The sequence below is a fragment of the Streptoverticillium olivoreticuli subsp. olivoreticuli genome (assembly GCF_003391135.1).
Classification (GTDB): Bacteria; Actinomycetota; Actinomycetes; order Streptomycetales; family Streptomycetaceae; genus Streptomyces; species Streptomyces blastmyceticus.
This window is the reverse complement of sequence record NZ_CP031455.1, coordinates 197,637-218,519: the sequence shown is the minus strand read 5'-3', so window position 1 is coordinate 218,519 and position 20,883 is coordinate 197,637. Positions and strand designations below refer to the sequence as shown.

Annotated in this window: 16 protein-coding genes and 2 pseudogenes; 10 read left to right on the top strand and 8 right to left on the bottom strand. The window is 68.0% G+C overall.

The window, feature by feature from the left end:
* Window positions 1–46: 46 nt before the first annotated feature.
* A complete protein-coding gene (locus DXZ73_RS00885) occupies window positions 47–1,891 on the top strand; it encodes a hypothetical protein (protein ID WP_116209151.1) in 1,845 nt (614 codons plus the stop codon).
* 972 nt (window positions 1,892–2,863) lie between these two features.
* On the opposite strand, the gene DXZ73_RS00880 is transcribed toward DXZ73_RS00885, so the two are convergent.
* Window positions 2,864–4,060, bottom strand: coding sequence for a choice-of-anchor A family protein (locus DXZ73_RS00880; RefSeq protein WP_162889929.1), 1,197 nt, complete (start codon window positions 4,058–4,060; stop codon window positions 2,864–2,866).
* Window positions 4,061–4,477: 417 nt separating this feature from the next.
* Here DXZ73_RS00880 and DXZ73_RS00875 point away from each other — a divergent pair, with 417 nt between their 5' ends.
* Together DXZ73_RS00875 and DXZ73_RS00870 are read left to right on the top strand one after the other, a co-directional pair.
* Window positions 4,478–5,539, top strand: coding sequence for an Lrp/AsnC family transcriptional regulator (locus tag DXZ73_RS00875; protein WP_116209149.1), 1,062 nt, complete (start codon window positions 4,478–4,480; stop codon window positions 5,537–5,539).
* Between the two features lie 155 nt (window positions 5,540–5,694).
* Window positions 5,695–6,324 (top strand): DedA family protein, encoded by a 630-nt coding sequence (locus DXZ73_RS00870; protein WP_116209148.1) that lies wholly within the window; start codon window positions 5,695–5,697, stop codon window positions 6,322–6,324.
* A gap of 158 nt (window positions 6,325–6,482) precedes the next feature.
* On the opposite strand, the gene DXZ73_RS00865 is transcribed toward DXZ73_RS00870, so the two are convergent.
* Together DXZ73_RS00865 and DXZ73_RS00860 are read right to left on the bottom strand one after the other, a co-directional pair.
* Window positions 6,483–7,931: a Cys-Gln thioester bond-forming surface protein gene (locus DXZ73_RS00865; protein ID WP_162889928.1), complete on the bottom strand. Its 1,449-nt coding sequence runs from the start codon at window positions 7,929–7,931 to the stop codon at window positions 6,483–6,485.
* 414 nt (window positions 7,932–8,345) lie between these two features.
* Window positions 8,346–8,753, bottom strand: a complete 408-nt coding sequence (locus DXZ73_RS00860) for a winged helix-turn-helix transcriptional regulator (protein ID WP_116209146.1) — start codon at window positions 8,751–8,753, stop codon at window positions 8,346–8,348.
* Between the two features lie 132 nt (window positions 8,754–8,885).
* Between DXZ73_RS00860 and DXZ73_RS00855 the strand changes: the two genes are divergently transcribed.
* The 3 genes from DXZ73_RS00855 (at window position 8,886) to DXZ73_RS00845 (ending at window position 11,713) form a co-directional block, all read left to right on the top strand.
* Window positions 8,886–9,296, top strand: coding sequence for an ester cyclase (locus tag DXZ73_RS00855; RefSeq protein ID WP_162889927.1), 411 nt, complete (start codon window positions 8,886–8,888; stop codon window positions 9,294–9,296).
* 83 nt (window positions 9,297–9,379) lie between these two features.
* Window positions 9,380–10,024 (top strand): DsbA family protein, encoded by a 645-nt coding sequence (locus DXZ73_RS00850; protein WP_116209144.1) that lies wholly within the window; start codon window positions 9,380–9,382, stop codon window positions 10,022–10,024.
* A 183-nt stretch (window positions 10,025–10,207) separates the two neighbouring features.
* A complete protein-coding gene (locus DXZ73_RS00845) occupies window positions 10,208–11,713 on the top strand; it encodes an alkaline phosphatase family protein (protein ID WP_116209143.1) in 1,506 nt (501 codons plus the stop codon).
* Window positions 11,714–11,784: 71 nt separating this feature from the next.
* On the opposite strand, the gene DXZ73_RS00840 is transcribed toward DXZ73_RS00845, so the two are convergent.
* Genes DXZ73_RS00840 through DXZ73_RS00830 form a run of 3 tightly spaced genes read right to left on the bottom strand, consistent with a single transcriptional unit; the run spans window position 11,785 to window position 15,322 of the window.
* Complete coding sequence (locus DXZ73_RS00840; protein ID WP_116209142.1) at window positions 11,785–14,112, bottom strand: ABC transporter permease; 2,328 nt, start codon at window positions 14,110–14,112, stop codon at window positions 11,785–11,787.
* Window positions 14,109–14,801 (bottom strand): ABC transporter ATP-binding protein, encoded by a 693-nt coding sequence (locus DXZ73_RS00835; RefSeq protein WP_116209141.1) that lies wholly within the window; start codon window positions 14,799–14,801, stop codon window positions 14,109–14,111. The genes DXZ73_RS00840 and DXZ73_RS00835 overlap by 4 nt, the downstream gene beginning before the upstream one ends.
* On the bottom strand, window positions 14,798–15,322 hold the full coding sequence (locus tag DXZ73_RS00830; protein ID WP_116209140.1) for a PadR family transcriptional regulator: 525 nt from the start codon (window positions 15,320–15,322) through the stop codon (window positions 14,798–14,800). The genes DXZ73_RS00835 and DXZ73_RS00830 overlap by 4 nt, the downstream gene beginning before the upstream one ends.
* A 496-nt stretch (window positions 15,323–15,818) precedes the next feature.
* On the opposite strand from DXZ73_RS00830, the gene DXZ73_RS00825 reads away from it, so the two are divergent.
* The 3 genes and pseudogenes from DXZ73_RS00825 to DXZ73_RS00815 all read left to right on the top strand — a co-directional run.
* Window positions 15,819–16,235 (top strand): SSI family serine proteinase inhibitor, encoded by a 417-nt coding sequence (locus DXZ73_RS00825; protein ID WP_116209139.1) that lies wholly within the window; start codon window positions 15,819–15,821, stop codon window positions 16,233–16,235.
* 367 nt (window positions 16,236–16,602) lie between these two features.
* On the top strand, window positions 16,603–17,790 hold the full coding sequence (locus tag DXZ73_RS00820) for a protein-L-isoaspartate O-methyltransferase family protein (protein ID WP_240351040.1): 1,188 nt from the start codon (window positions 16,603–16,605) through the stop codon (window positions 17,788–17,790).
* Window positions 17,757–18,215 (top strand): annotated as a pseudogene (locus DXZ73_RS00815) (transcriptional regulator); the annotation flags it as partial. The gene DXZ73_RS00820 and the pseudogene DXZ73_RS00815, both read left to right, overlap by 34 nt.
* 174 nt (window positions 18,216–18,389) lie before the next feature.
* Here DXZ73_RS00815 and DXZ73_RS00810 read toward each other — a convergent pair.
* Together DXZ73_RS00810 and DXZ73_RS40430 are read right to left on the bottom strand one after the other, a co-directional pair.
* Window positions 18,390–18,770, bottom strand: coding sequence for a peptidase inhibitor family I36 protein (locus DXZ73_RS00810; RefSeq protein WP_116209138.1), 381 nt, complete (start codon window positions 18,768–18,770; stop codon window positions 18,390–18,392).
* A 658-nt stretch (window positions 18,771–19,428) separates the two neighbouring features.
* Window positions 19,429–19,786 (bottom strand): annotated as a pseudogene (locus DXZ73_RS40430) (DUF899 family protein); the annotation flags it as partial.
* A gap of 199 nt (window positions 19,787–19,985) precedes the next feature.
* On the opposite strand from DXZ73_RS40430, the gene DXZ73_RS00800 reads away from it, so the two are divergent.
* A protein-coding gene (locus tag DXZ73_RS00800) for an IS5 family transposase (protein WP_116209137.1) occupies window positions 19,986–20,868 on the top strand; the annotation gives its coding sequence in 2 pieces (ribosomal slippage) (window positions 19,986–20,702 and window positions 20,704–20,868; 882 coding nt in all).
* Window positions 20,869–20,883 lie beyond the last annotated feature (15 nt).

Sequence of the window (20,883 nt, the reverse complement as noted above, 5' to 3'; positions counted from 1 at the left end):
CCGTCCGCCGTCGGTGCCGGCCCTGTTTTCGCGAGGGAGCAGAGAGATGAGCCAGGAAGAGTCTTACTCCTACGAGACGGATTACGACGTCTCCGTGCGCTATGACGAAGAAGGCGGTGAGCTCTACTGCCACGTCGGTGGTGTGGGCAGCGGGTACCGTTGGAAGACATCAGGGGTGGGCACACAGCACACCGTCATCATGCCGGAGCACTGCGAGCTCGGATGGGACGACCAGAAGGTCACCGTCAAGTGCGCGGAGAATGATTTCTACACGCAGGTGGAGATCACCGTCATGGCGAGTATGGGCGGCTTCAGCTTCGGTGGCAGTGGGCTGCTGGAGGCCGACGGCAGTGAGTACGCGGTGCAGCTCATCTCGGTCGACGGCGGTAGCGTATACGGCGGCCTGGACAAGGTGTTCAGCGCGTCCGAATGGCACAGCAGGATTCACTGTTTCCCCATTTCGGGTGATGTACCTTCCGGTCATTACGACCGGCAGGATGTCAAGGGATATGTCTCCGTGGCTGCCGCTTCCGCGGTTCGGGAATCAACCATCCAGGCTCCCGATGCCTCTTCGGATCTCAGCACATACGATCAGCAGGGCCGACTGGGCAAGGTCGTGCCCGTACTGGACCCGTCCGATCTGCTGGAGACGTTTGCCGAAGCCGGCAAGCAGACGATTGGCTACCTAGCCAGGAGGAACCCGGGGGCATTCACAGATGCCGCGGGCAGACCCATTCCGGCGGAGCAAGTGGTGGAGAAGCTGGAGGAGGCGTACAAGGAAGCGCTGCCGGCTCTTTCCAAGATCAAGCTGCGCACGGTCGTCATAAGGAGCGCGGGCGCGGGTGCCTCCAACGTGATCGGCGGCTGGGGCGTCTACTCGGCATTCTCCAACGACGACATGACGGCCTTGGATAAGGCGTCTGCGATAACTGGCCTACTTTCTTCGGGGCTTGATGCTGCGGCTGCGGCCGCCAAGGGGGTGGAGGCAGGTACGGTCGCCTTCAAGGGCACCGCAAAGGCTACCGGAAAGATTTTGGGCAACGTGGCCTATGGGGTCGGGGGCCTATCAGACTTTTTCGCCCTCTGGAGTGCGTACAATAAAGGCGATCAAGAGGCGATTGCGCTGGACGGGGCGTCTCTGGCGGGAAACCTCCTTTCGCGAATATTTCCCCCCGCCCTGCTGCTCAGTGTTCCGGCGTTGTACATGAGCCTTGAATCGCTCTTCTCCGACAAGGTGCCGGTAACCAAAAAAGACTTCCTTGACATGCTGGAGATCCGGGAAGAGCTGACCAAGAGCGTCATCGAGCAGGCCACCTCCCCGAAGGAGGACGTCATCACGCGGGCAACGGCGTACATGACCTACCAGAAGTTGGTGGCGTCGAAAATCATCGAGCTGCAGACGGAGCAGGAGCGTTCCGGCCTCGCCGGCGACCAGGCCGCCGTGACCGCGCTCGACAGCGAAGAGGAGCAGGCGCGGACCATCCTGGCGAGCAACGACTGGCCCGCGCAAGCTGTACGCGAGGTTGCCCGGGCTCACGTGGAGGCGGTGTGCGGCAACCACGATCTGGTCATGGAGGTCGTCTATGACGTCATGGACAAGCGGATCGATGGTTGGACCATCCCGCCCAGCATGGCTGTCCGCCTCGACATGGCGTCCCGTAAGCAGGGCCACGGGCCGGTTCCCGTCGGCGACGCGAATCGCCTCTACCGGCATCTCGTGAAGCAGGCCATTCGTCTGCACCCGGAGAAGCAGTTCAGGCCCGCGGCAACGGACCCGATGTTCACCTCCGTTGTGGAGTCCTGGGTGACCGCGGCACGGAACGGCCGGGACGACTCCGTCACTTGGCCTCTTCTGGAGGATCACACGGGTTCGTCTTGCATTCCCAAGTGAGCAAGTCTCGGTGATCGAGGGCGAGATCTGAACCAGCCACCTTTCGGTGTCCGGTGTCAACCTTCGGTCCGCTTGCTTGATCCACAAGACCACGCACAATGAAAGCGACCGGGGCGCCGGGGACTTGACCGGTAGGGGACTGTCGGCAGGTTTCCCGTTCGCCCGGGTCCTCTCGCCACCGGGTCGTGTTCCACTCCATGTACGCACACATAGGAGCACGGCCCGGTGGTCTGCCGAAACGCCTCTCAGCCGTACGTTGGACGGCCGCGGATGAAGCCGAACGCCCGGCCGCCCACTTGGTGGGACGGTCAGCGGCGTCTCGGGCGGCGAAAGGCGAGCAGCGCTCCGACGGAGAGCAGCACTGTAGCCAGGTCGAAGTACAGCGGCAGGTAGCCGTTGTCCGTCGTGGCGGGGTCTTCCGCGGGTGTGGCACCGGGCGAAGGCTCCGACGCCCTGGGGTTGCTCTGCGGCTGTGTGCTGCCAGAGCTCGTTTTCGCGCGCTCCGCATGTGAGTCCGGTTGTGACGGTCGCGCGTCGGAGCCCGAGTATCGACCGAGCGGCCCTGCCGAGACCGGTCGGCCTTCCGCTGGGTCGGCCTGTGCCGTCATGCGGAACGGACCCATCAGAAGCACACTGCTGACGATGAGCAGGGCGAAGGAAGAACGCGCGAACATATCGGGTTTCCCTGGAAGACAGAGGTTGCCGGGCCGATGGTAGGCACGTGCTCGGGCTCCCTCGGAGCGCCGATGGTCGACACTTCACTGCGAGAGTCGACCTTTGGCCCACTCCGCCGAAGACCGGCCGGCCCCAGTCTGCCCGGCTCCCGCGACGAGGCCGGGCCGTGTGGCCGGTGATCGAGCTCCTGCCCCGTCCCGCACGTCACGTCACGGGTCGGTCGGCGTCCAGCGGCGTCATCGCCGCCGGACGGACGAGGACCGTCCCGGTGCCGGTCGGCACCAGGGGCCCGCGTACCTACTGGGACGTTCCGCGCCGCTTCGCGTACCGGATGGCGAGCAGCGTACCGGCGGCGATCATCGATCCGCCCAGGCCCATGTACAGGAGCATGCTGTCCCCGCCGGTCGAGGCAAGGTTCCCCACAGGGGCGGCACTGGGGGAGTGCTGCTCGGACGGCTCAGGATCAGGGTTGTCCTCCGGGCCCGGCCTGTCCGGGCTCGGAGTGCCGGGCTTCTCGGGATCAGGCTTCTCCGGCCTTTCCGGATCAGGCGTGCCCGGCTTCTCCGGGGTCGGCGTCTCGGGATCGGGCGTTTCAGGGTCGGGCTTCCCCGGCTTCTCCGGGTCGGGTATACAGCCTCGGAACGACATGTGATGGGTCTCCGCACCGGAGATGCTGGTCATCTCCTTGGCGATGACGGACCCGTTGACATGACCGGGGCCGACCTCGCCGCCCTGACCCGTTCGGCCCAGCGCCACGGAGGTGTTCGGCGCAAGGATCGTCCCGGGCCAAGAGGTGTAGTTCTTGAGGACCTTGGTGGCTTGGGGGAAGTTCCACAGCAGCTTGCTGCGTGCGGACTTGAAGGCGTCGCTTCCCGCCTGGTAGTCGTCCTGCACGTACCGTCCCGCGGTGTGGTCCCACAGAGAGACGCCGTAGGTGGCGTTCGCATGCATGTTGTACGACGAGCCAAGGACGTTCACCAGAGCGGTGGCCCCCAGTGGAACCTTGATCTTGATGTGCCGGGCCTTTTCCAGCTCGGCGGCCTGGACGGAGAAGACGTTGAATCTCTGGTCACCCTCGAGCACCAGGGTGTCCGGCTGCTCACTGCGCACCGTCCCGGTGGCCGCCAGCTCGCCCCACGCGGAGGAGCTCGACCTGAGCTGCGAGAATTCCTTCGCGAAGTCGATGGGGGAGGGCCCGGCCTGATGCGGCCCGTCGATCGCGAAACTCGCACCGGGGGCCTCGATGAGCTTCTGGTAGACCGCCTTGCCCCGCTTGATCACGACTTGATTCGCCGTCAGCTCGCCGCCGACCACCAGGGAAGCACCACCGGGCAGCGCCGAGACCTCGCTCCCACTGAGCCGGCTGCCGATGGAGAAGCCCTCCTTGCGCTCCGGATCGCCGAGGGCCGCGTCGCCGCCGATGGCGACCGCGCCTTCCGAGTCCGAGACGCGACGTGAGGATTCGGCGACGAACTCGGCGTACTGGCCCGCCAATCCCAGAGGTGACGGCAGACAGGTGTCCGTCGGGGCGGCCTGAGCCGTTCCGCTGAGCGGGCCTGTGAGGAGCCCGCCGCCAACGGCTAGCAGGGCCAAGGATGAACGCGCGAGCATGAGGGACTTCCCGGTAGAACGGCGGTTGGCGGACCCGAGGCTACGCGCGCGCCCCGGCTCTGATGATCACCGATGGTCGACACCATGGTGGCGAGGGTTGACCGGTGAGGCACTCGACGGTCAATCACGCGGCTCACGTTCGGTGCGCCCCAGCCGATCCGGCAACTCCGTCAGGCAGAAGGGGCATTGGAACGGAGATGCTCCGGACGGCTCGGCCTGTTGCGCCCGCCATGTGTACATACCTGCCCCCTTCCTTCATATACAGGGTGAAATGGTAGGTAGCGGCTACGCTGATCCTTGATGGATTCCTCCCGTATCACTCCAATTGACCTCAGGATCCTGCATGCGCTGCAGATCTACCCCCGGGCCTCCTGGGCTCTCCTGGGGGAGGCCCTGGGGATCAGCCCTGCCACCGTGGCCCGGCGTTGGGCGCGGATGAAGGAAACAGGTCTGGCCTGGACGAGCGCCTACCCTTCCCGGGTGCGCGACGGCGCGGCCGACATCGCCGGCGCGTACGTGTTCGCGTCGTGTGCGCCCGGTACCGCGCTGGAGACGGCCAGTGCTCTGGCCCAGCACCCCGAGGCGCTGTCGGTGGAGCTGACCGTGGGCGAGCGGGACCTGTTCATCACGATCGCCGCACCCAACCGCGTCGCCCTCGGGGAGTACCTGCTCGGACCGCTGTCGACGGTTCCAGGACTGCTCTCCTTCGACACCACTCTGCTGGCCAGACTCCATCTGGAGGGCAGCCAATGGCGACTGCGTGCCCTGCCCCCGGACATCGCCCACAACCTGCGCGCGGCGGCAGGACGGCATGAACGGGTTCCGCCCCGACGCCCCGCGGACGAGGTGGACCAGCAGGTGCTGGACGTCCTCGGCGAGGACGGCCGCGCCTCGTACGCCGTGATCGCCGCCGCATGCGGGATCAGCGAGAGCATGGCCCGGCGCCGTACCGAGTCACTGCTGGCGAGCGGTGGAATAACGGTGCGCTGTGATGTGGCCTGGGAGATCGCGGGCTGGCCGGTCTCGACGACACTCGCGGCGCGCGTACCGCCCGAGCGACTGCCGGAGACGGTGCGGGCCTTCACGGTGCTCCCCGAGGCGCGGTTGGTGGCGTCCTGCGTAGGAGTGGCGGACCTGCTGGTGAGCCTGTGGCTGCCCTCGGTCCAGGACATCCCCCGGATGGCGGCCGCGATCGCCGGCCGTTTCCCCGACACCGAGACGCGCCGGTGGCTGACGGGAGTGCGCGCCGTCAAACGTGTCGGCCGCCTGCTGGACGCGCAGGGTCGGGCGACGGGTTGGGTGGCACCGTTCCAGCCCGCTGCCCCGCCCCCACAGGAGGAGATGAATGGGCGGGCCGGATGAGATGATCGCGCGGAGTGCGCGCATCGCTCGTGGAAAAACGACTGGCTCTGGTATCGGAGACTGCCCATGAAAAGGCGAACGCCCGGCCGGGGTGGTCAAGCGAGCCGGGGCCGCGCGCGAAAGGGCGGCCAGGGACCGGGAGCCACCGGCCCGTGATGTCCACGACCGTGTTCACCTCCGACCTCTCGTGGCTGAGCCCCCACCACCTGATCGGTGAGTTCGGGCTCATCGGGATCCTCGCCGTCGTCTTCACCGAATCCGGCCTGCCGATCGGCTTCCTCCTGCCCGGCGACTCGCTGCTGTTCACGACCGGTCTGCTGGTCACCACCGGTGGGATCGAGGAGCCTCTGTGGCTGGTGTGCCTGCTGGTGGTGATCGCGGCGATCCTGGGGGATCAGGCCGGATACCTCCTCGGCCGCAAGGCAGGCCCCGCCATCTTCAAACGCTCCGACTCTCGACTCTTCAGAGAGGAGAACCTCCGCAGGAGCCGCCGGTTCTTCGACAGACACGGGAAGAAATCCATCATCCTGGCCCGCTTCGTAGCGGTGATCCGTACCTTCACACCGATCGTCGCCGGCATGAGCGGGATGGACTACCGCTCCTTCCTCACCTACAACGTCATCGGCGGCATCATCTGGGGCGCCGGGCTGACTCTGCTGGGCGCCGGACTGGGCACCATCGCATTCGTTCGTGAACACCTTGAGCTGATCATTATCGCCATCGTGCTGCTCGCGGCCCTGCCGATCGTCACCGAGCTGCTCCGCTCCCGTTCGAAGAAGGGGTGACGTCCGTCAGTTGACGCGGGGGTTCATGGCGAATCCGCCGCCCTGGCCGGCCCCGGCTCTGGTCCGGCAGTCGCCTTTTCGGCCTTACGGCGATGGTCTGTGTAGCGAGCGAGGTCCCGGCTGCCGAGGTGAAAGCAGCCGGGAGCCTCAGGGGGCGATCAGTCCCGGGTGGCCTTGCGGCGCTTGCGATTGAGGAACACTGCGGTTCCCCCGCCCAGGATCAGGAAAGCGGCCAGAGCCGCCAGGGGCGTGGTGAGGCTGTTGCCGCCGGTGGCGGCCAGGCTGCCGTCCACGTCCTCCTCGTCCGAAGGACGGTCGGTCGGGCCCGTACCCGAGGTCGTGTCCGCGCTCGGCGTGGGAGAGGGCTTGCCGCCGCCGTTGCCACCACCGGATGCGCCTTCACCGGGCTTGCCCTCGGTTTCGCAGTCCAGGATGCCGCTGAACTCCTGGGTCTTGCCGCCAGGCAGGGTGACCACGATGCGGTAGGTCCGGTCCTCGCCAACCGGGACGGTCACGGTCCTGGAGCCGCCGGGCGCGACGGTGTGGCTCTTGCCCTCCACGGAGAAGGTGTACTGCACGTCACCCTTGTTCGTCGCTGTGATGTCGACGCCGCCCTTGGCGCAGTTCTTCTTCGCGGACACGGCCGGCACAGGGGTCGGCTTGTTGCCCTCGATCCAGTTCACCGTCGTCGACGCCGTGACGGTGCTGGTGGTGGAGCCCGCGAGGATCATCGTCTGGCTGCCCTTGTGCTGGCCGATGCCGGTGAACACGCATCCGATGGGCACCCTCGTGGTGGCCGTGGCCTTGATCGCGGCCGCGCCCCCGGCGGTGCCCTGGGGGATGTCGACGTACAGCCGGGAGCCGTTGGCGGCGGAGGTGACGGGCTTGCCGTCGCCGCCCACCAGGGTCACCTTGTCGCCCGCGGCGTCCGTCTCCAGTGACACGTCCACCGTGTCGGCGCTGGTCTCCACCGACACCGGTCCGAGCTTTTCACCGCTCTTGCCGGACAGCGTCCGGGGGTCCAGCGCCAGCGACGCGACGGGTTCTGTCAGCGGCTGGGCCTTCTCGTGCAGATACATGGCGAGCTTCTGCGCCACCGGATCCTTGGCCCGGGCGTCAATGTGATCGGAGTAGCGCCAGATCGCGGCCTGAGTACCGGCGGCAGCCTGCTGTGCGGTGAGAGCGGGGACGCCCGCGGCGGCGGCGAGCGCGCCCAGGTCGTTCTTCTGCGGGTAGGAGTTCTGCAGAATCCAGCGGATCTTGCCCGCGTCCGGGTTGTTGTGGAGCGAACTCTCCTTCCACGGTGTCTCCTGGTAACGGGCCCTGGGCTGGGTGGGGTTGAAGGCGTCGATGCAGTATGTCTGCAGCGTGCCCCCGCCGTCCACGGCGAGGTCGAAGAGCCCTCCCTGCACGGTGCGCCACTTGGCGCCCTCCTTCAACTCCACGTCTCCGTAGGTCTTGAGACCGCCCAGGGTCGCGGTGGCGCCGTCGTCGTCCCGTCCATCAGCCGACGCCGGGGCGGCCGTGGAGAGCAGGAGCGACGCCAGAGCGACCGCCGTCACAGCAGCGGACTTGCGAAAGCGCTGCTTTTTGTGGGCACAGAGCATGGGTTTCCCTCACAAGAAACAAATGAGCGTCAGTCGGGGGCTGAAAGGGGACGTGGACCGTGCATACGTCACCAAGAGACACCCCCGGCCGGACGGCGGGCCTGCTCGTCCGGCATCACGGACCGGGCGCACAGCCCGTCGCATCCCTGCGCGGCCCGGTCGATGGAAATGCTATGAGGGCATTCCGGAGAGCCGGTCTCCCATGGGAACAGAGCGGCGGCCAAAGGATGACAGCGTTCACGTCGATCGGTCGGCCTCGTGGCTGTCGAGGGGCGGGCCGACTTGTCTGTCCGTCAGTTCACCTCGGCATGCCGCCTGTTCGGCTCGGGTCCGGTGCCTTGGCCGGCCAGTCACACGGGGCTGTTCGCCGGATGGCCTTCATCAACCCTGCCCAGTGGCCTGCGCGGCCTGTGGTCAACGGGGTTTCTGAGCCGCCTGGTCGTGGGCGGTGCGGTTGCGGTGGATTTCGGTGGCGTGGGTTTCGGCCCATTCCTGGACGGCGAGGAACGGCTCGATCAGGCTGGCTCCGAGCGGGGTGAGGGTGTACTCGGTGCGCGGCGGGACCTCGGCGTAGACGGTGCGGGTCACCAGGCCGTCGCGCTCCAGGTCGCGGAGGTTGGCGGTCAGGACCTTGGCGGAGATGCCGACGACTTCGTCGCGCAGGGCGGAGAAACGGCGGGTGCCCGAGGCCAGCGTCAGGATGATCAGGACGCTCCACTTGCCGCCGAGACGGTCCAGCGCGTCCCGGCTCGGGCAGTCGGGGTTGCGTAGATCCCCCCTACTGGGGAGCCCTGCACCCGCTCTGACCTCATTGGTTTCCATTTGGGAACTTTAGCACTTTGAAGATATTAGTTCCCTTGAGTAACCATGCAGGAGTGGGGCCGGTTCGAACCGGCTGCGGGACCGTGTTCCGCATACCTCATCGCTCCGTTTTTCGTTCGCAAGGAGTTCTCCATGAGCACGATTACCGACCCTCGCGCTGTCGCCGCCCGCGTCTACCAGCTCTTCGACGCCGGCGACGTCGCCGGTCTCGACGAGGTCCTGGCCCCCGGCCTGGTCGATCACAACCCCGTCCCCGGGGCGGCCTCGGGCATCGAGGGCATGCGCATGCTGGTCGCGGCCGTCCGTGACGGATTCACCGGCACTCGCCACGAGGTGATCCACCAGGGCGAGACCGGAGACGGCTGGGTGGTCAGCCACTGGCGCATGACCGCCACCCACACCGGCGATTGGTTCGGCACCCCCGCCACCGGACGCCCGGTCTCCTTCACCGGTACCGACCTCATGCGCGTCACCTACGGCAAGATCACCGAGATCCGTCACGTCGAGGAACTCCTGCAGCTCCACCACCAGCTCACCGTCTGACCCACCCCGACCGCGGGGCGCCGGCGCCTGTCGGCGCCCCGCGGTTCGCACCCCCCGCCACCACCCACAGATCCGGAGAACCCATGGTGAACCCCGTCCGAGGCCATGTGACCTACGTATTCGACGCCTACTGCGGCTGGTGCCACGGCTTCACCCCATGGCTGCGCGAGGCGCTCGCCGACCGCCCGGAGGTGACAGTGGAGGTGGTGTCCGGTGGCCTGTTCACCGGCGCCCGGCGCGTACCCATCCGCGAACTCACCCACATCCCCACCGCCTGGCACCGCGTCACCCAGGTCACGGGCGCGGCTTTCGGCCCCTCCTTCCTGAAGCTCCTGGAGCAAGGGGACTTCGTCATGGACTCCCAGGACGCTGCTACCGGCCTGGCCGGGCTGCGTGCTCTGGCCCCGGCCAGGGCCCTGGACTTCGCGGCCGAGATGAGCCACGCCTTCTACATGGAGGGCCTGAGCCTGTCCGACCCCGCCACCTACGCCACCCTCGCCACTCGGCACGGCCTCGATGCCGCCACCGCGGCGGCCGCGCTGAGCGACCCGGATCACCGCCGACGAGCGCACGCCGAGTTCACCCGGGCCCGGGAACTGGGAGCCGATGCCTTCCCCACGATCTTCACCGACAACGGCACCGGGCCGCAGCGCCTGCACGGCCTGGGCGCCTCCCCGAAGGACCTCGGCCGGCACACCGACACCGCACTTGCCCCGGCGGGCGCTTGAGGGCGGCGTATTGTCTGAACGCGGCTCAGGTGCATGCCGCGAGGGTTGCTGCGCGGCCTGGAACGGACGCGCACGCTACATCCGCCGGATGTGAGCCATTCACCTGCACGTTCCGGAAGATCCCCAGGGTCATGAATTAGAGCCTTCTGAGGCGAATTCTCTATATCTACCTGATGGGTTGCAATGTCCAAAACGCTCTCTCGTCGTACCGTCCTCGCCACCACAGCCTCCGCTGCCGTCCTGGCGGCAACTGGCTCCTTCGCGGCCCCTGCCGGTGCTTCCGTGCATGGCCGCAGCCGGAACAAGGTGCTTGTCGTCGGCATGGACGGCCTGTGTCACGACCGGCTCGACCGGGCGGAGACACCGCACATCGACTTCCTGATCGCTGGTGGGACGTTCGGCACCAGTCTGTTGTACGCCCGGCCGATGGCCAATACGGATTCGGGGCCCGGCTGGTCGACAATCTCCTGCGGAGTATGGCCCGACAAACACCGTGTGACCGACAACGGCTTCGGAGGTGACTACGGCACCTACCCGCCCTTCATGACCCGTCTCGCCGAGGTGCGTCCCGAGCTGTCGACCTATGCCGGCCTGTCCTGGACCCCGCTCAAGGACCACGGCACCTTCGCCGGTGCCAAAGAGATCTACGCACCTTCCGGGGCAACCCTCGAGAAGGACAGGCTGGTCACTCAGCGCACCGTGCGACTGCTACGGGAGGAAGAACCCGACGTCCTCTTCGTGCACCTCGACAACACCGACTCGGTGGCGCACGCGTCCGGTGTCAACGGCGTCGACTACTTCCGGGCCATGGCCACCGCGGACGCACTGCTCGGCGAGATGCTGGAGGCCATTGCCTCCCGCCCCGACCGGGATCGTTGGACCGTGATCGTCGCCACCGACCACGGACACGTCCCCCAAGGCGGTCACGGCGGCAGCTCCATCGACGAACGCTCCACCTTCGTTCTGGCGAAGGGGCCGGGCATCCCGGCCGGCGCCCGCCCACGCGACACCCGGCTCGTCGATGTCGCGGCCACGGTGTTCCACCAGCTCGGCATCGTTCCGGACAGCCGGTGGGAGTTGGACGGCAAGCCCCTCCAGCAGCGTGCCGACGACGACTTCGAGGCGCTGTACGCCCGTCTGCGCGCACGCAAGGACGAAGACGGGATCCCCAAGGGCATACGTGGTTGGACTCATGCCGCACCGTCGGGCTGGTCGGTGATCAACAAGGCGATGGGCAAGGGTGGAACCGCTGAATGGCGTGGCTGGTCCTTCGCCACCGACGATTTCTGGAGCCGCACCCGGCGCGACGAGCAGCGCGAGCTGAACATCCGCGCTCGTGGCATCTTCGCTGTCGCCGATGCCTCAGGCTGGGCCTCCCGCAGCCACTCCGGCCGTTTCGATTCCACGCTGGTGAGCCCGGCCTACCCCGTGCGCGGCGAGGGACGTGTGCGTCTCGAATACACCTCGCTCTACCGGCACGTCGACGGCCAGAGCGCCGAGGTGCTCGCCTCCTTCAACGGCCGGACTCCCGTGGTGATCGACACCCTCACGGAGGACTGGCGTTCCAAGGTCCGTTCGGTGACTGTTCCCGTACCGGGGGAGGCGTCGGCCGTCAGCTTCCACTTCCGTCTCACCGGGGACAGAAGCTGGTTCTGGACGGTCGGCACGGTCGAGGTCAGCGCGGTGTGACCCCGACCGACAACGCGCGATGGGTGCGCTGCTGAGGCAGGACGGTCGGCGATCTGCCTCAGCAGCGGTGGCTACTCCGTACGCAGGCCGTCCGGTCGCATCAGGCGCCACAGCGGTGGCAGCGACAGCGCGGTGACCAGCAGGACGACTCCACCGCCCATTCCGGCTGTCGCCGCCACCGGCAGCCAGTCCACCGTGACGGGTCGGCCGGTCATCCGCAGCAGTACCGCCCCGAGGACGAGGCCGATGCCCGTTGCCAGAGCGAGGCCGAGCATTACCGGGACAGTGGTCTGCCACAGGACCGACCAGCTCAGCGTGGTGCGGCGGGTGCCGAAGGCGACCAGTGCGGAGAGCAGCTTCTTGCGGTCGCGCAGCTGCTCCAGCATGGAGACGAGCAGGCTCGCCCCGATCAGGATCAGCACGGCAGTCGCTCCGATGTACAGCCCGTCGCGCACGTTGGCGAACTGGTGCGTGGTCCCGTACTCGCGCAGCACCCGGGCCCGCTCCAGCGGGTCGTTCGCGGCGGCCGCGTTCAGCACCCGGTCTTGAGCCTGCCCGTCGTGAGGGTCGAGCTGCACGTACGTGGTGTAGAACACGGGTGTCCTCATGGCGTTCGCCACCGCACCCGGGGTGGCGAGGATGCCGCTCCGGTGTGCGCCCGCCGGGTCGGGCCGCGTCTGCGCGTCCCGAATGTTCGCCGGTACTGTCCAGGGGAGCGCGATGCCCTTGTGGTCGTCGAGCGAGGGGTCGAAGTAGAGCTTGGCTCCGGAGCGGACAGGGTTACTGGAAGACGCTCCGCCCTGTGCGAGGAAGACGTCTCCGTCCTGGCAGGAGGGCAGCTCGGCGACTTCGCTCAGCTCCGTACAGCTGCCTATGGTCATGTCGGTGGGGAGGCTCGGGTCCCTCGGCCTGTCTCCGAGCTCGGCGCTGCCCAGCGTAGTGGTGCCGGTGACGCCCTTGGTTTCCTGGAGCGTCCTGATCTGCCGGGACTTCTCGACGGGGGTTAGGTGGCCCATCGGTACTTCCATCTGGGCGCGGCTGGTGTCCGCTCCGGTGCGCTTCACGTATTCGGCCTCGAGCGCGCTGAACAGCATCTGCAGCGCGATGGCCCCCGCCACCGCGACGGCGATGCCGTTGGTCAGCCGGGCCGCTGTGCCGGAGGACATCTGGAGCCTGCGGACGGCGAGTTGCCAGCTGACACCGCCGCCGCTGCCGAGCCTTCGCACCACCGCCTCCACCAGCCATGGCAGGAGCGCGGTGACACCGATCAGGAGGAGTGCGGCGCCGGAGACCACCTGGACCTGGTTGAAGGTGCCGTGATCGCGGCCCCGACCCATCAGCGGGGCGAGCATGCCGAGTCCGGCCAGCGGCGGCAGCAGCCGCCACCACATGCGGCGTCGGCGTGGCGTCGAGGCACGCACGACACCGAGCGGCTCGATCACCACGCCGCGCAGCGCCAACAGGGTGACCCCGACCGCCGCCGAGGGGACCGCCAGCGCGACCAGCATGGCGAGCAGCGGGCTCGGGTCTACGTCGCGCGGGAAGACGTTGAGGTCGCCGACCGAGATGTCACCAACGAACTGGCGGCCCATCAAGAAGAATGCCGTGCCCAGCGCGAGGCCGAGCACCGAGCCCGCGAGGGCTTCGCCCGCCGCGATCCGGCGGGCGCCACGGCGGTCCGCGCCGACCAGGCGCAGGGCCGCCAGACGCCGGTCGCGCCGCTCGCCGCCGAAACGCACGGCCGCCGCGATGAACACCGCCACGGGCATCAACAGCACCACGAAGATGATGACGATCAGCAGCGCGAGGACGGGGTCGATCTTCTGCTGCGCGCCCTGACTGTCAAACGCCTTCACCCGGGTGATCCCGCTCCTGTCGCCGCTCGCCGCCTTGCGGGAGGCGAGGGTGTCGCTGCCCGCGTAGTAGGCCATCTCGCGTGGGCCGAGCAGTCCGGCGTCCTTGATCGTGCCGGTCACCCGGTACGGCAGCCGTTCACGCAGCAGTGCGCCACCGGGAGAGTCCAGTACGGACTTGAGCGCCGGTGAGACCACCATTTCGCTCTTGCCGGGCAGAGCGGTGACCCCTGGTGGCACGGGTGCTTCGGGGCCCTCGGGCTGCAGCAGTCGGCCGCGGATCCACTTGCCCTGGTAGGACGTTTCGGCGAGGCCGATGAGCAGGGTGTCGGCGCCGGAGCCGGCACCGACACCTGCCGTGGGGACCTCGCGGGCGGTGTTCCGGGCCGCCCGCTCGCTCAGGGCGCCGGGGATCGCGGTCGTCGCGAGCAGCAGCGCCACTCCGAGCCCGACGCCGACCGCGGTGAGCAGCGTACGGGTCCAGCCTTCGCGGCCGCCGAAGAGCGCGAACCTGGCCCCGAGCACGAGGGCGGAGAGCCGGCTCATTTGGTGCGCTCCAGCGTCATGTCACGGGCCTTTCCGTCCCGTACGACGACCTCGCGGTCCGAGTAGGCGGCCACCCGTACCTCGTGGGTGACGAGGACGACGGCCGTGTTCGAAGACCGGGCTGCTTCAGTCAGCAGCGTCATCACACGCTCGCCGTTGAACGAGTCGAGCGCGCCGGTCGGCTCGTCGGCGAAGATCACCCGCGGCGAGGTCACGAGCGAGCGGGCCACAGCCACCCGCTGGCCTTGGCCGCCGGACACCTCACCAGGGCGCTTCGGGCCGAGATCGGCGACCTCCAAGCGGTCCATCCAGTGCAGCGCCGTACGCTCGGCCTCCCTGCGCTTGACGCCGGTCAGCCGCAGCGGCAGCGCGACATTCTCCACGCACGTCAACTCCGGTACCAGTTGGCCAAATTGGAAGATGAATCCGAATTCGGTGCGGCGCAGGGCGGAGCGCTCGGCGTCCGGCATCGCGGACAACCCGCGGCCGTCGTACGTGACGGTGCCGGAGTCCGGTGTCACGATCCCGGCGAGGCAGTGCAGCAGGGTCGACTTGCCGGAGCCGGACGGACCCATCACAGCGACGACCTCACCCGTGCGGACGGAGAACTCCGCGCCGTCGAGAGCCGGCGTCGGCCCGTACGACTTGCGGAGCTCGCGGGCTACGAGCAGGGGGCCGCCGGACATCATGCGCGCACCTCCGCGGTGAGCTGGTCGAGGCGTGCGGCGGTCAGTTCGAGCCAGCGCAGGTCGGCTTCGAGGTGGAACAGGGCGTGGTCGCAGATGAGTTGGTCGGAGAGGTCCCCGTGCCGCTTGCGTTCGGTGAGGGTGCGCATCAGTCGCAGATGCTCGGCCCGCTGGGCATCGAGCAGGTCGCTCGCGCCGCGCCCGGTGAGCAGGGCGAGGACGACCTTGGTGTAGAGGGTCGACTGCAGATACGGATCGGGCTTCTCGGGTTGTTCGAGCCACTTCTCCACATCGGTGACACCGGCGGCGGTGATGGCGTACCTCTTACGCTCGGGTCCGCCTCCCGCCTCGATGCCGTCGACCTCGACCAGGCCGTTCTTCAGCAGCCGGGACATGGTCGCGTAGACCTGCCCATAGTGCAGCGGCCGGTCGTGCCCGAACCTCTCGTCGAAGGCCCGCTTGAGGTCGTACCCGTGGCGTGGGCCCGACTCGAGCAGCCCGAGGAGGGTATGGCCGATGGACATGGAGTTGAGCCTTTCCGTTGGTCGTGCCACCGATGACTTCCGTGGGCCTGCGCGGGAGTCGTTCGCGCGGAGGAGCGCCGCATCGGGTGGTTGCGCGTCCGGGTTTCGTGGCCGCCGGGGAGAGCGCGTCATGTGCCGGGGCCGTCGTGAGAGTTGCACACCCAGGGTGTACGTCGTGTGTATACCTGGAATGTATAGCACTGTATCCGGCTTCAATAGGTGGAAGTGAACGGGCAGATGCCATACGGGAAATGCGCGGTATTCGTTCCACCGTATTGAAAGGGCTGAGTCAATTAGCCATAAGTTGATTCTTCGTAGACCTTGTTGGATCGACGTGAAGCTTCTGGGCGCCGGGAGTCGCATACGTGAAATTCAAGGTCGGGGAAACTCTCGACAGTCGGTTGCACGAGTGGTTTGATCATGGCCGTCCGTGACCTTCCGGTCCGGGAATCAAGTCGAGCGGGGCACGTCCCGTACGGCCCTGCAAGGAGGTTTCATGTCCATTCGCTGCTCCGGAGCCGGGCGTCTCATATCGCTCGCCTCGATGGTGACCGCGGCCCTCGCGGTGCTCGCGGTCACGCCGGCCCAGGCCGCGACGGCTCAGGCCCCGTCGGCCGAACTGGGCATCCTGGTGTTCCACGGGGACGACATCCGCCAGTACTCCCTGGACTGCGGCCCTGACGATGGTTCGCATCCGGATCCGCGCACGGCCTGCGGCCAGTTGCGGAAGGTCGACGGTGACCTGACCACGCTCCGCCCCGGGGCCGACCCGTCCTGCAAGGCACCCGAGACCGACCCGGTGGACGTCGAGATCATGGGCACGTGGAACGGCATGATCACGGTGTTCAACGAGCGCTACCCCAACCCCGCCTGCGCACAAGCCTCCGCGGGCCTGGTCGTCCCGATCCACTAGGGAATTTCAGCGTTGCTTTCCGAGCCTGTGGGGAGTAACCCTTCACGGGCTCGGTATCACCGGCAGCGCTCACCCGGCATTCGCCACTGAAGGTTCCGTTGTCGGGAACGGCCGACTCGATCACTGCGGACGGATGCGTGGTGTGCGGCTGATGGCATCCTGGCTGGAATCCGGGCTCTGCGGTGGACCGGAAGGTCTGCGGGGGCCCGCTGTATTCCTCTACCGTGGGCGGGAGACCCGGGGAGGCAGACGTGGACGTCGTGCAGGCCAAGCACCGCTCGCCTATCGGAGATGACGGGCATCAGCCCAACCGGCCCGTCCCTCCACCTCCGCCTCCGCCGGCCCCGGAGAAGAAGTAGCCACCGCCGTGAAGACCTCCCCGGCTGCGCCCACAGCTCACGCCGACCGTCTGCTGGCCGATGTCACCGAACTCCTGGGTCGGCAGCTGCCGCCCGGATATGAGCGCGCGCTGCGCACGGTTCCACGGCACCTGTTCCTGCCCGGCCGACTGTGGCTGCGCGACGGCGAAGGCGGCTACCGGCTCTGCGACCGTTCGACGGACCCGGACGGGTGGCTCACCGCGGCCTATTTGGACATCCCGCTGGTCACCCAGTTCACCGACGGGCTCCCGTCGTCGTCGGCTTCCATGCCGTCCATGGTGCTGCGCACCCTGCTGCTCGCCGGTCTCGATGGCGGCGGGGCCGGGGCGGGGAGGGTACTGGAGCTGGGCACCGGCACCGGCTTCAACGCCGCACTGTTGTGCGCGTTCCTGGGCGAAGGCGTGGTGAGCACGGTGGAACTGGACCCTGTGCTCGCCGCACAGGGGGAGCGGAACCTGGAAGCCGCAGGTTTCGCACCAGCGGTTTCCTGCGGCGACGCGGCTGAGGGCTGGCCGCCCGGAGCGCCCTACGAGCGGGTGATCGCGACGTTCTCCGTCGACCGGGTACCTCCGGCCTGGCTGGAGCAGACCACGGCGGGCGGACGCATCGTCACCCCGTGGACATCGGCCTGGTGCCGCTACGGAACCCTCGAGCTGACAACCGGCCGGGACGGCACCGCCCACGGCCGGTTCCACGCGTTCGCCTCGTTCATGCCCATGCAACGCCCCCGGTCCTGTCAGGGCACGGGCCCTGCCGCCCCCGGGCACGCGCAGCACAGGGGGGTGACGAGCCTGTCGCCGTGGCGGGTTGCGGGCGGAGACCTCGATGCGGAGTTCCACCTCGGCCTGACGGTTCCGGGCGCGTCTTTCGCCTGGGACACCAGCGGTGAATACGCCCCCACCCGCCTGCACATCGCCGATGAGGAAAGCCCGTCCTGGGCAGCCGTCGACTACGACGGCCGCAGCGCCGACCGGTTCACGGTCACCCAAGCAGGTCCGAGGCTGCTCTGGGACGAGATCACCACCGGATACACCTGCTGGGAGATGCTTGAGCGCCCCCGCATCGGACAGTACAGACTGAGCGTGAACATGGCTGGTGATCACACAGTGACGGTGGAGACAGGACGCGGCACATCAGAGATCGCCAACCCCACATGGCGCGCCTGCATTACCTGACGAAGTCGGCCCACGCGCGCAACGCCGCACAGGACGCGGGGCTGACGGTGACCGACCGCACCTTGAAGACATGGCTGGAGGGCAGACGGTCATCATCAAAGGCCAGCCTGGGCAGGATCGACGCGGTGTACCGGGCAGTGCGCCGTCACAACGTCGCCCGCCACCTCCTCAAGCGCCTGAACCGTGACGGACGTGGCACTCGGGTGGAGATCCACCCGCTCGATCAGTCCCGGGTCGTCCGGCCGTTGCAGCGGGTGGTGGCGTACCGGACGATGGACGTGCGCCGTTGGGACAGGATCGTCGGTTCCTGGGCCGTCGGCGACTACCAGGGCCTGGACGATGTGTGGACCACCGATGTGCTACCGGATTTGGGCTCGCAGTGGGGCCAGTACGAGTTCTGTGCCGGCGTCGGCTTCGCGGCGTAGAAGCCGCTGGCGGGAGGTGATCTCCGGCGCCCGTTGTAATGGCGTGCGGTGGGGGCTGCCGGCGTGGGGTGGAGCAGCTCGGTGGCTCGCTGAGCTCATGACCCGGAGGTCTTTGAACCGGCGAACAGGCGGCCGCCCCCGGGCTGTGCGGCACGGGGGCGGAGCGCGGGCCCTTCAGCAGTTGGTGACCGACCAGACGGGACGCCAGTTGCCGTGGGTGTCGTGGGAGCCGGGGCCGTCGTCCGAGTAGACCCACTCGCCGTTCTTGCCGTACATCGAGGCGATCATCGTCCATTGTGTCTGGTTGTTGTACCAGGACCCCGACCCGCCCCAGCCGGACCCCAGCAGTGGGTGGTTCCCGCAGGGCCCCATCCGCTGTTCCTTGCCGGTGTAGTTGACGCCCGTGTAGGCGCAGAAGTCCCCGTAGGGGCAGACGTATGCCGTCACGCTGGTCACGGGGCCGCGCGTGGTCGCCAGGTCGCGTACGTACTTCTCGCCAGGCACGACCAGCCGCACCGAGACGCCGTGGCCCATGTCGATGAGGTTCGCCGCCACCTGCCGGCCTCCGGACTCTGCGATGGTGGCATCTGCCTGCCGCTGTAGCTCTGCGTTTTGCTTTTCGGTCAGTCCGGCCTGCCGGCTTTGCGCCGCGAACACGGAGTGTGTGCCGGGAGTGGCCGACGCCATGGCGGCAGGTGTGGCAAACGCGCCTATGGTCGCCACCAGGGCTGCCGCTGTGATGGAAGTGCGCAACCGAAGTCTCACTTCGGCGCTCCTCTCGTTTGCTTTCACGGGAAGCATTCGGAACGTGCCGTTCGCCGTAGGGCACTGTTGGCCACGCTTGTTGCCGCTGTCCGCCGACGACCAGACGGAGGGTAGACCTCTGGGCTGGCAGCGCAACAGGGACGTGCGAGTCAAACCAGCCACCGTGCTTACCGGGCAGTCGGTCCGTTCGCGGTCGCCGCAGATGGCGGTTGCCCGTTGTGGCCAGTTGGCCAGGGACGATGTCGAGTGCAAGGACCAGGGGATGAAGCTGGCTCAGCTCGGTGTGTTGACCGGTTTCTCCGCGGCCCGGGTCTCCCTGTACGGGCGCGGCCTCTCGCTTTGGCGGACGTCACAGTGCTGGGGGTCTTCGCCGACGTGCTCGGCATTGCCGCCCCGGGTTCTCGGCCTCGTTCCTCAGCCGGATGTTCGACATGGGTGCGAGATCGGGTCAACCGTCATATATCCCCGGCTCCTGGGTGGCGGGTATGGCTGGACGGGGAGGGTGATGAGGGCCCGGTGTGGCGACGGTAGTTGCCGGCATGCCTGGCGGCCACGGCTGCCGCAGCCGCAGGTGCTCCCGTCTTGACCAGCGGAACCAGCATGCCTGGTGGCCCTCGGACGGGTACCCCTCGCGGACATCGCCGATCACGGGCCGGCCCTCGGAGTTGTCCTCCCATGCCTCGCCGCGGCCGTAGGGCATCATGTCGAGCAGGCCGAGGGACCCTGACGGGCTCGCCGCGGTCCGTCGTGGAGTAGGTGAGGTACGCGCGGTCGCCGTCGCGTAGGAAACAGGTGGTGTGTCCCATTCCGTCGCACGACGTACGACGGTCACCGGAACGGACTCGCGACCCGGCCGGAACTTCATCGCGGCATGGGGCGCCCTCGGTCGAGCCTGCACGGACCACGTCGGGCTGACAAGTTCACAGACGCGCTCTGGCTGGGGGTGCTAGGCAGTGTCCGATGGGTCGTGTGACCAGGGCCAGCATTCATATCGTTCCGGCTGTTGTGGGGCGGGGTGATCTGTTGGATCAGGAGTGGGCGTGGCTGGAGCTGCACTTGCCGAGGAACGTGGGGCGGGGCGGGTGTTGGAAGAGTCATCGCGGGGTGATCAACGGCGTTCTCTTCCGGCAGCGGACCGGTGTCCCGTGGCGTGGTCCGCCGGCACGGTTCGGGAAGTGGAAGGCCGTGCACGACAGGCATCGCAGGTGGTCGGCGGGCGGCACGTGGGAGAGGATCCTGCGGGCCGTCCAGGCCGACGCCGATACCGAAGGCCGGATCGACCGGAGCATGGCCAGTGTGGACTCGGCCTCGGGCCGTGCCCATCAGCACGCCGCGGGCGCCCGCACCGACGCGCCGCGTACCCGTGGACGACGCGGCCGACCTGTTCAGCATCGTCCGGACGAGGCCCTGGGCCGCTCCCGTGGCGGGCTCACCTGCAAGATCCACCTGGCTGGTGAGGGCGGCCGACGTCCGCTCGCGTTCGTCATCACCCCAGGCCAGCGGGGCGACGCCCCGCAACTGATCCCGGTCCTCGAACGCATCCGCGTCCCACGCCGGGGCGGCGGTCATCCGCGCACCCGCCCCGGTCACCTGGGCGGCGGCAAAGCGCACTCGTCCCGCCGGAACCGCCGGTACCTACGGCGCCGGCAGATCAAGCACACCATCCCCGAACGCAAGGACCAGCGGGCCAACCGCCGACGCCGCGGCAGCGCGGGCGGCCGCCCCCGCCGGCTTCGACAAGACGATCTACAAACGCCGCAACGAAGCCGGGCGAACGATCAACGCCCTGAAGGGCTTCCGCGCCGTAGCCACCCGCTTCAACGAAAGGGTGTACATCTTCCACGGCACCGTGACCGTCGCTGCCATCCGCCTCTGGCTCCGACCGTGACCCGCCGGACGGTGC

Bases quoted from the DNA above. Each gene is read 5' to 3' on its own strand.
- DXZ73_RS00885 (WP_116209151.1), top strand. From the start codon at position 47: ATGAGCCAGGAAGAGTCTTACTCCTACGAGACGGATTACGACGTCTCC.
- DXZ73_RS00875 (WP_116209149.1), top strand. From the start codon at position 4,478: ATGGATTCCTCCCGTATCACTCCAATTGACCTCAGGATCCTGCATGCG.
- DXZ73_RS00870 (WP_116209148.1), top strand. From the start codon at position 5,695: ATGTCCACGACCGTGTTCACCTCCGACCTCTCGTGGCTGAGCCCCCAC.
- DXZ73_RS00865 (WP_162889928.1), bottom strand. From the start codon at position 7,931: ATGCTCTGTGCCCACAAAAAGCAGCGCTTTCGCAAGTCCGCTGCTGTG.
- DXZ73_RS00860 (WP_116209146.1), bottom strand. From the start codon at position 8,753: ATGGAAACCAATGAGGTCAGAGCGGGTGCAGGGCTCCCCAGTAGGGGG.
- DXZ73_RS00855 (WP_162889927.1), top strand. From the start codon at position 8,886: ATGAGCACGATTACCGACCCTCGCGCTGTCGCCGCCCGCGTCTACCAG.
- DXZ73_RS00850 (WP_116209144.1), top strand. From the start codon at position 9,380: ATGGTGAACCCCGTCCGAGGCCATGTGACCTACGTATTCGACGCCTAC.
- DXZ73_RS00845 (WP_116209143.1), top strand. From the start codon at position 10,208: ATGTCCAAAACGCTCTCTCGTCGTACCGTCCTCGCCACCACAGCCTCC.
- DXZ73_RS00840 (WP_116209142.1), bottom strand. From the start codon at position 14,112: ATGAGCCGGCTCTCCGCCCTCGTGCTCGGGGCCAGGTTCGCGCTCTTC.
- DXZ73_RS00835 (WP_116209141.1), bottom strand. From the start codon at position 14,801: ATGATGTCCGGCGGCCCCCTGCTCGTAGCCCGCGAGCTCCGCAAGTCG.
- DXZ73_RS00830 (WP_116209140.1), bottom strand. From the start codon at position 15,322: ATGTCCATCGGCCATACCCTCCTCGGGCTGCTCGAGTCGGGCCCACGC.
- DXZ73_RS00825 (WP_116209139.1), top strand. From the start codon at position 15,819: ATGTCCATTCGCTGCTCCGGAGCCGGGCGTCTCATATCGCTCGCCTCG.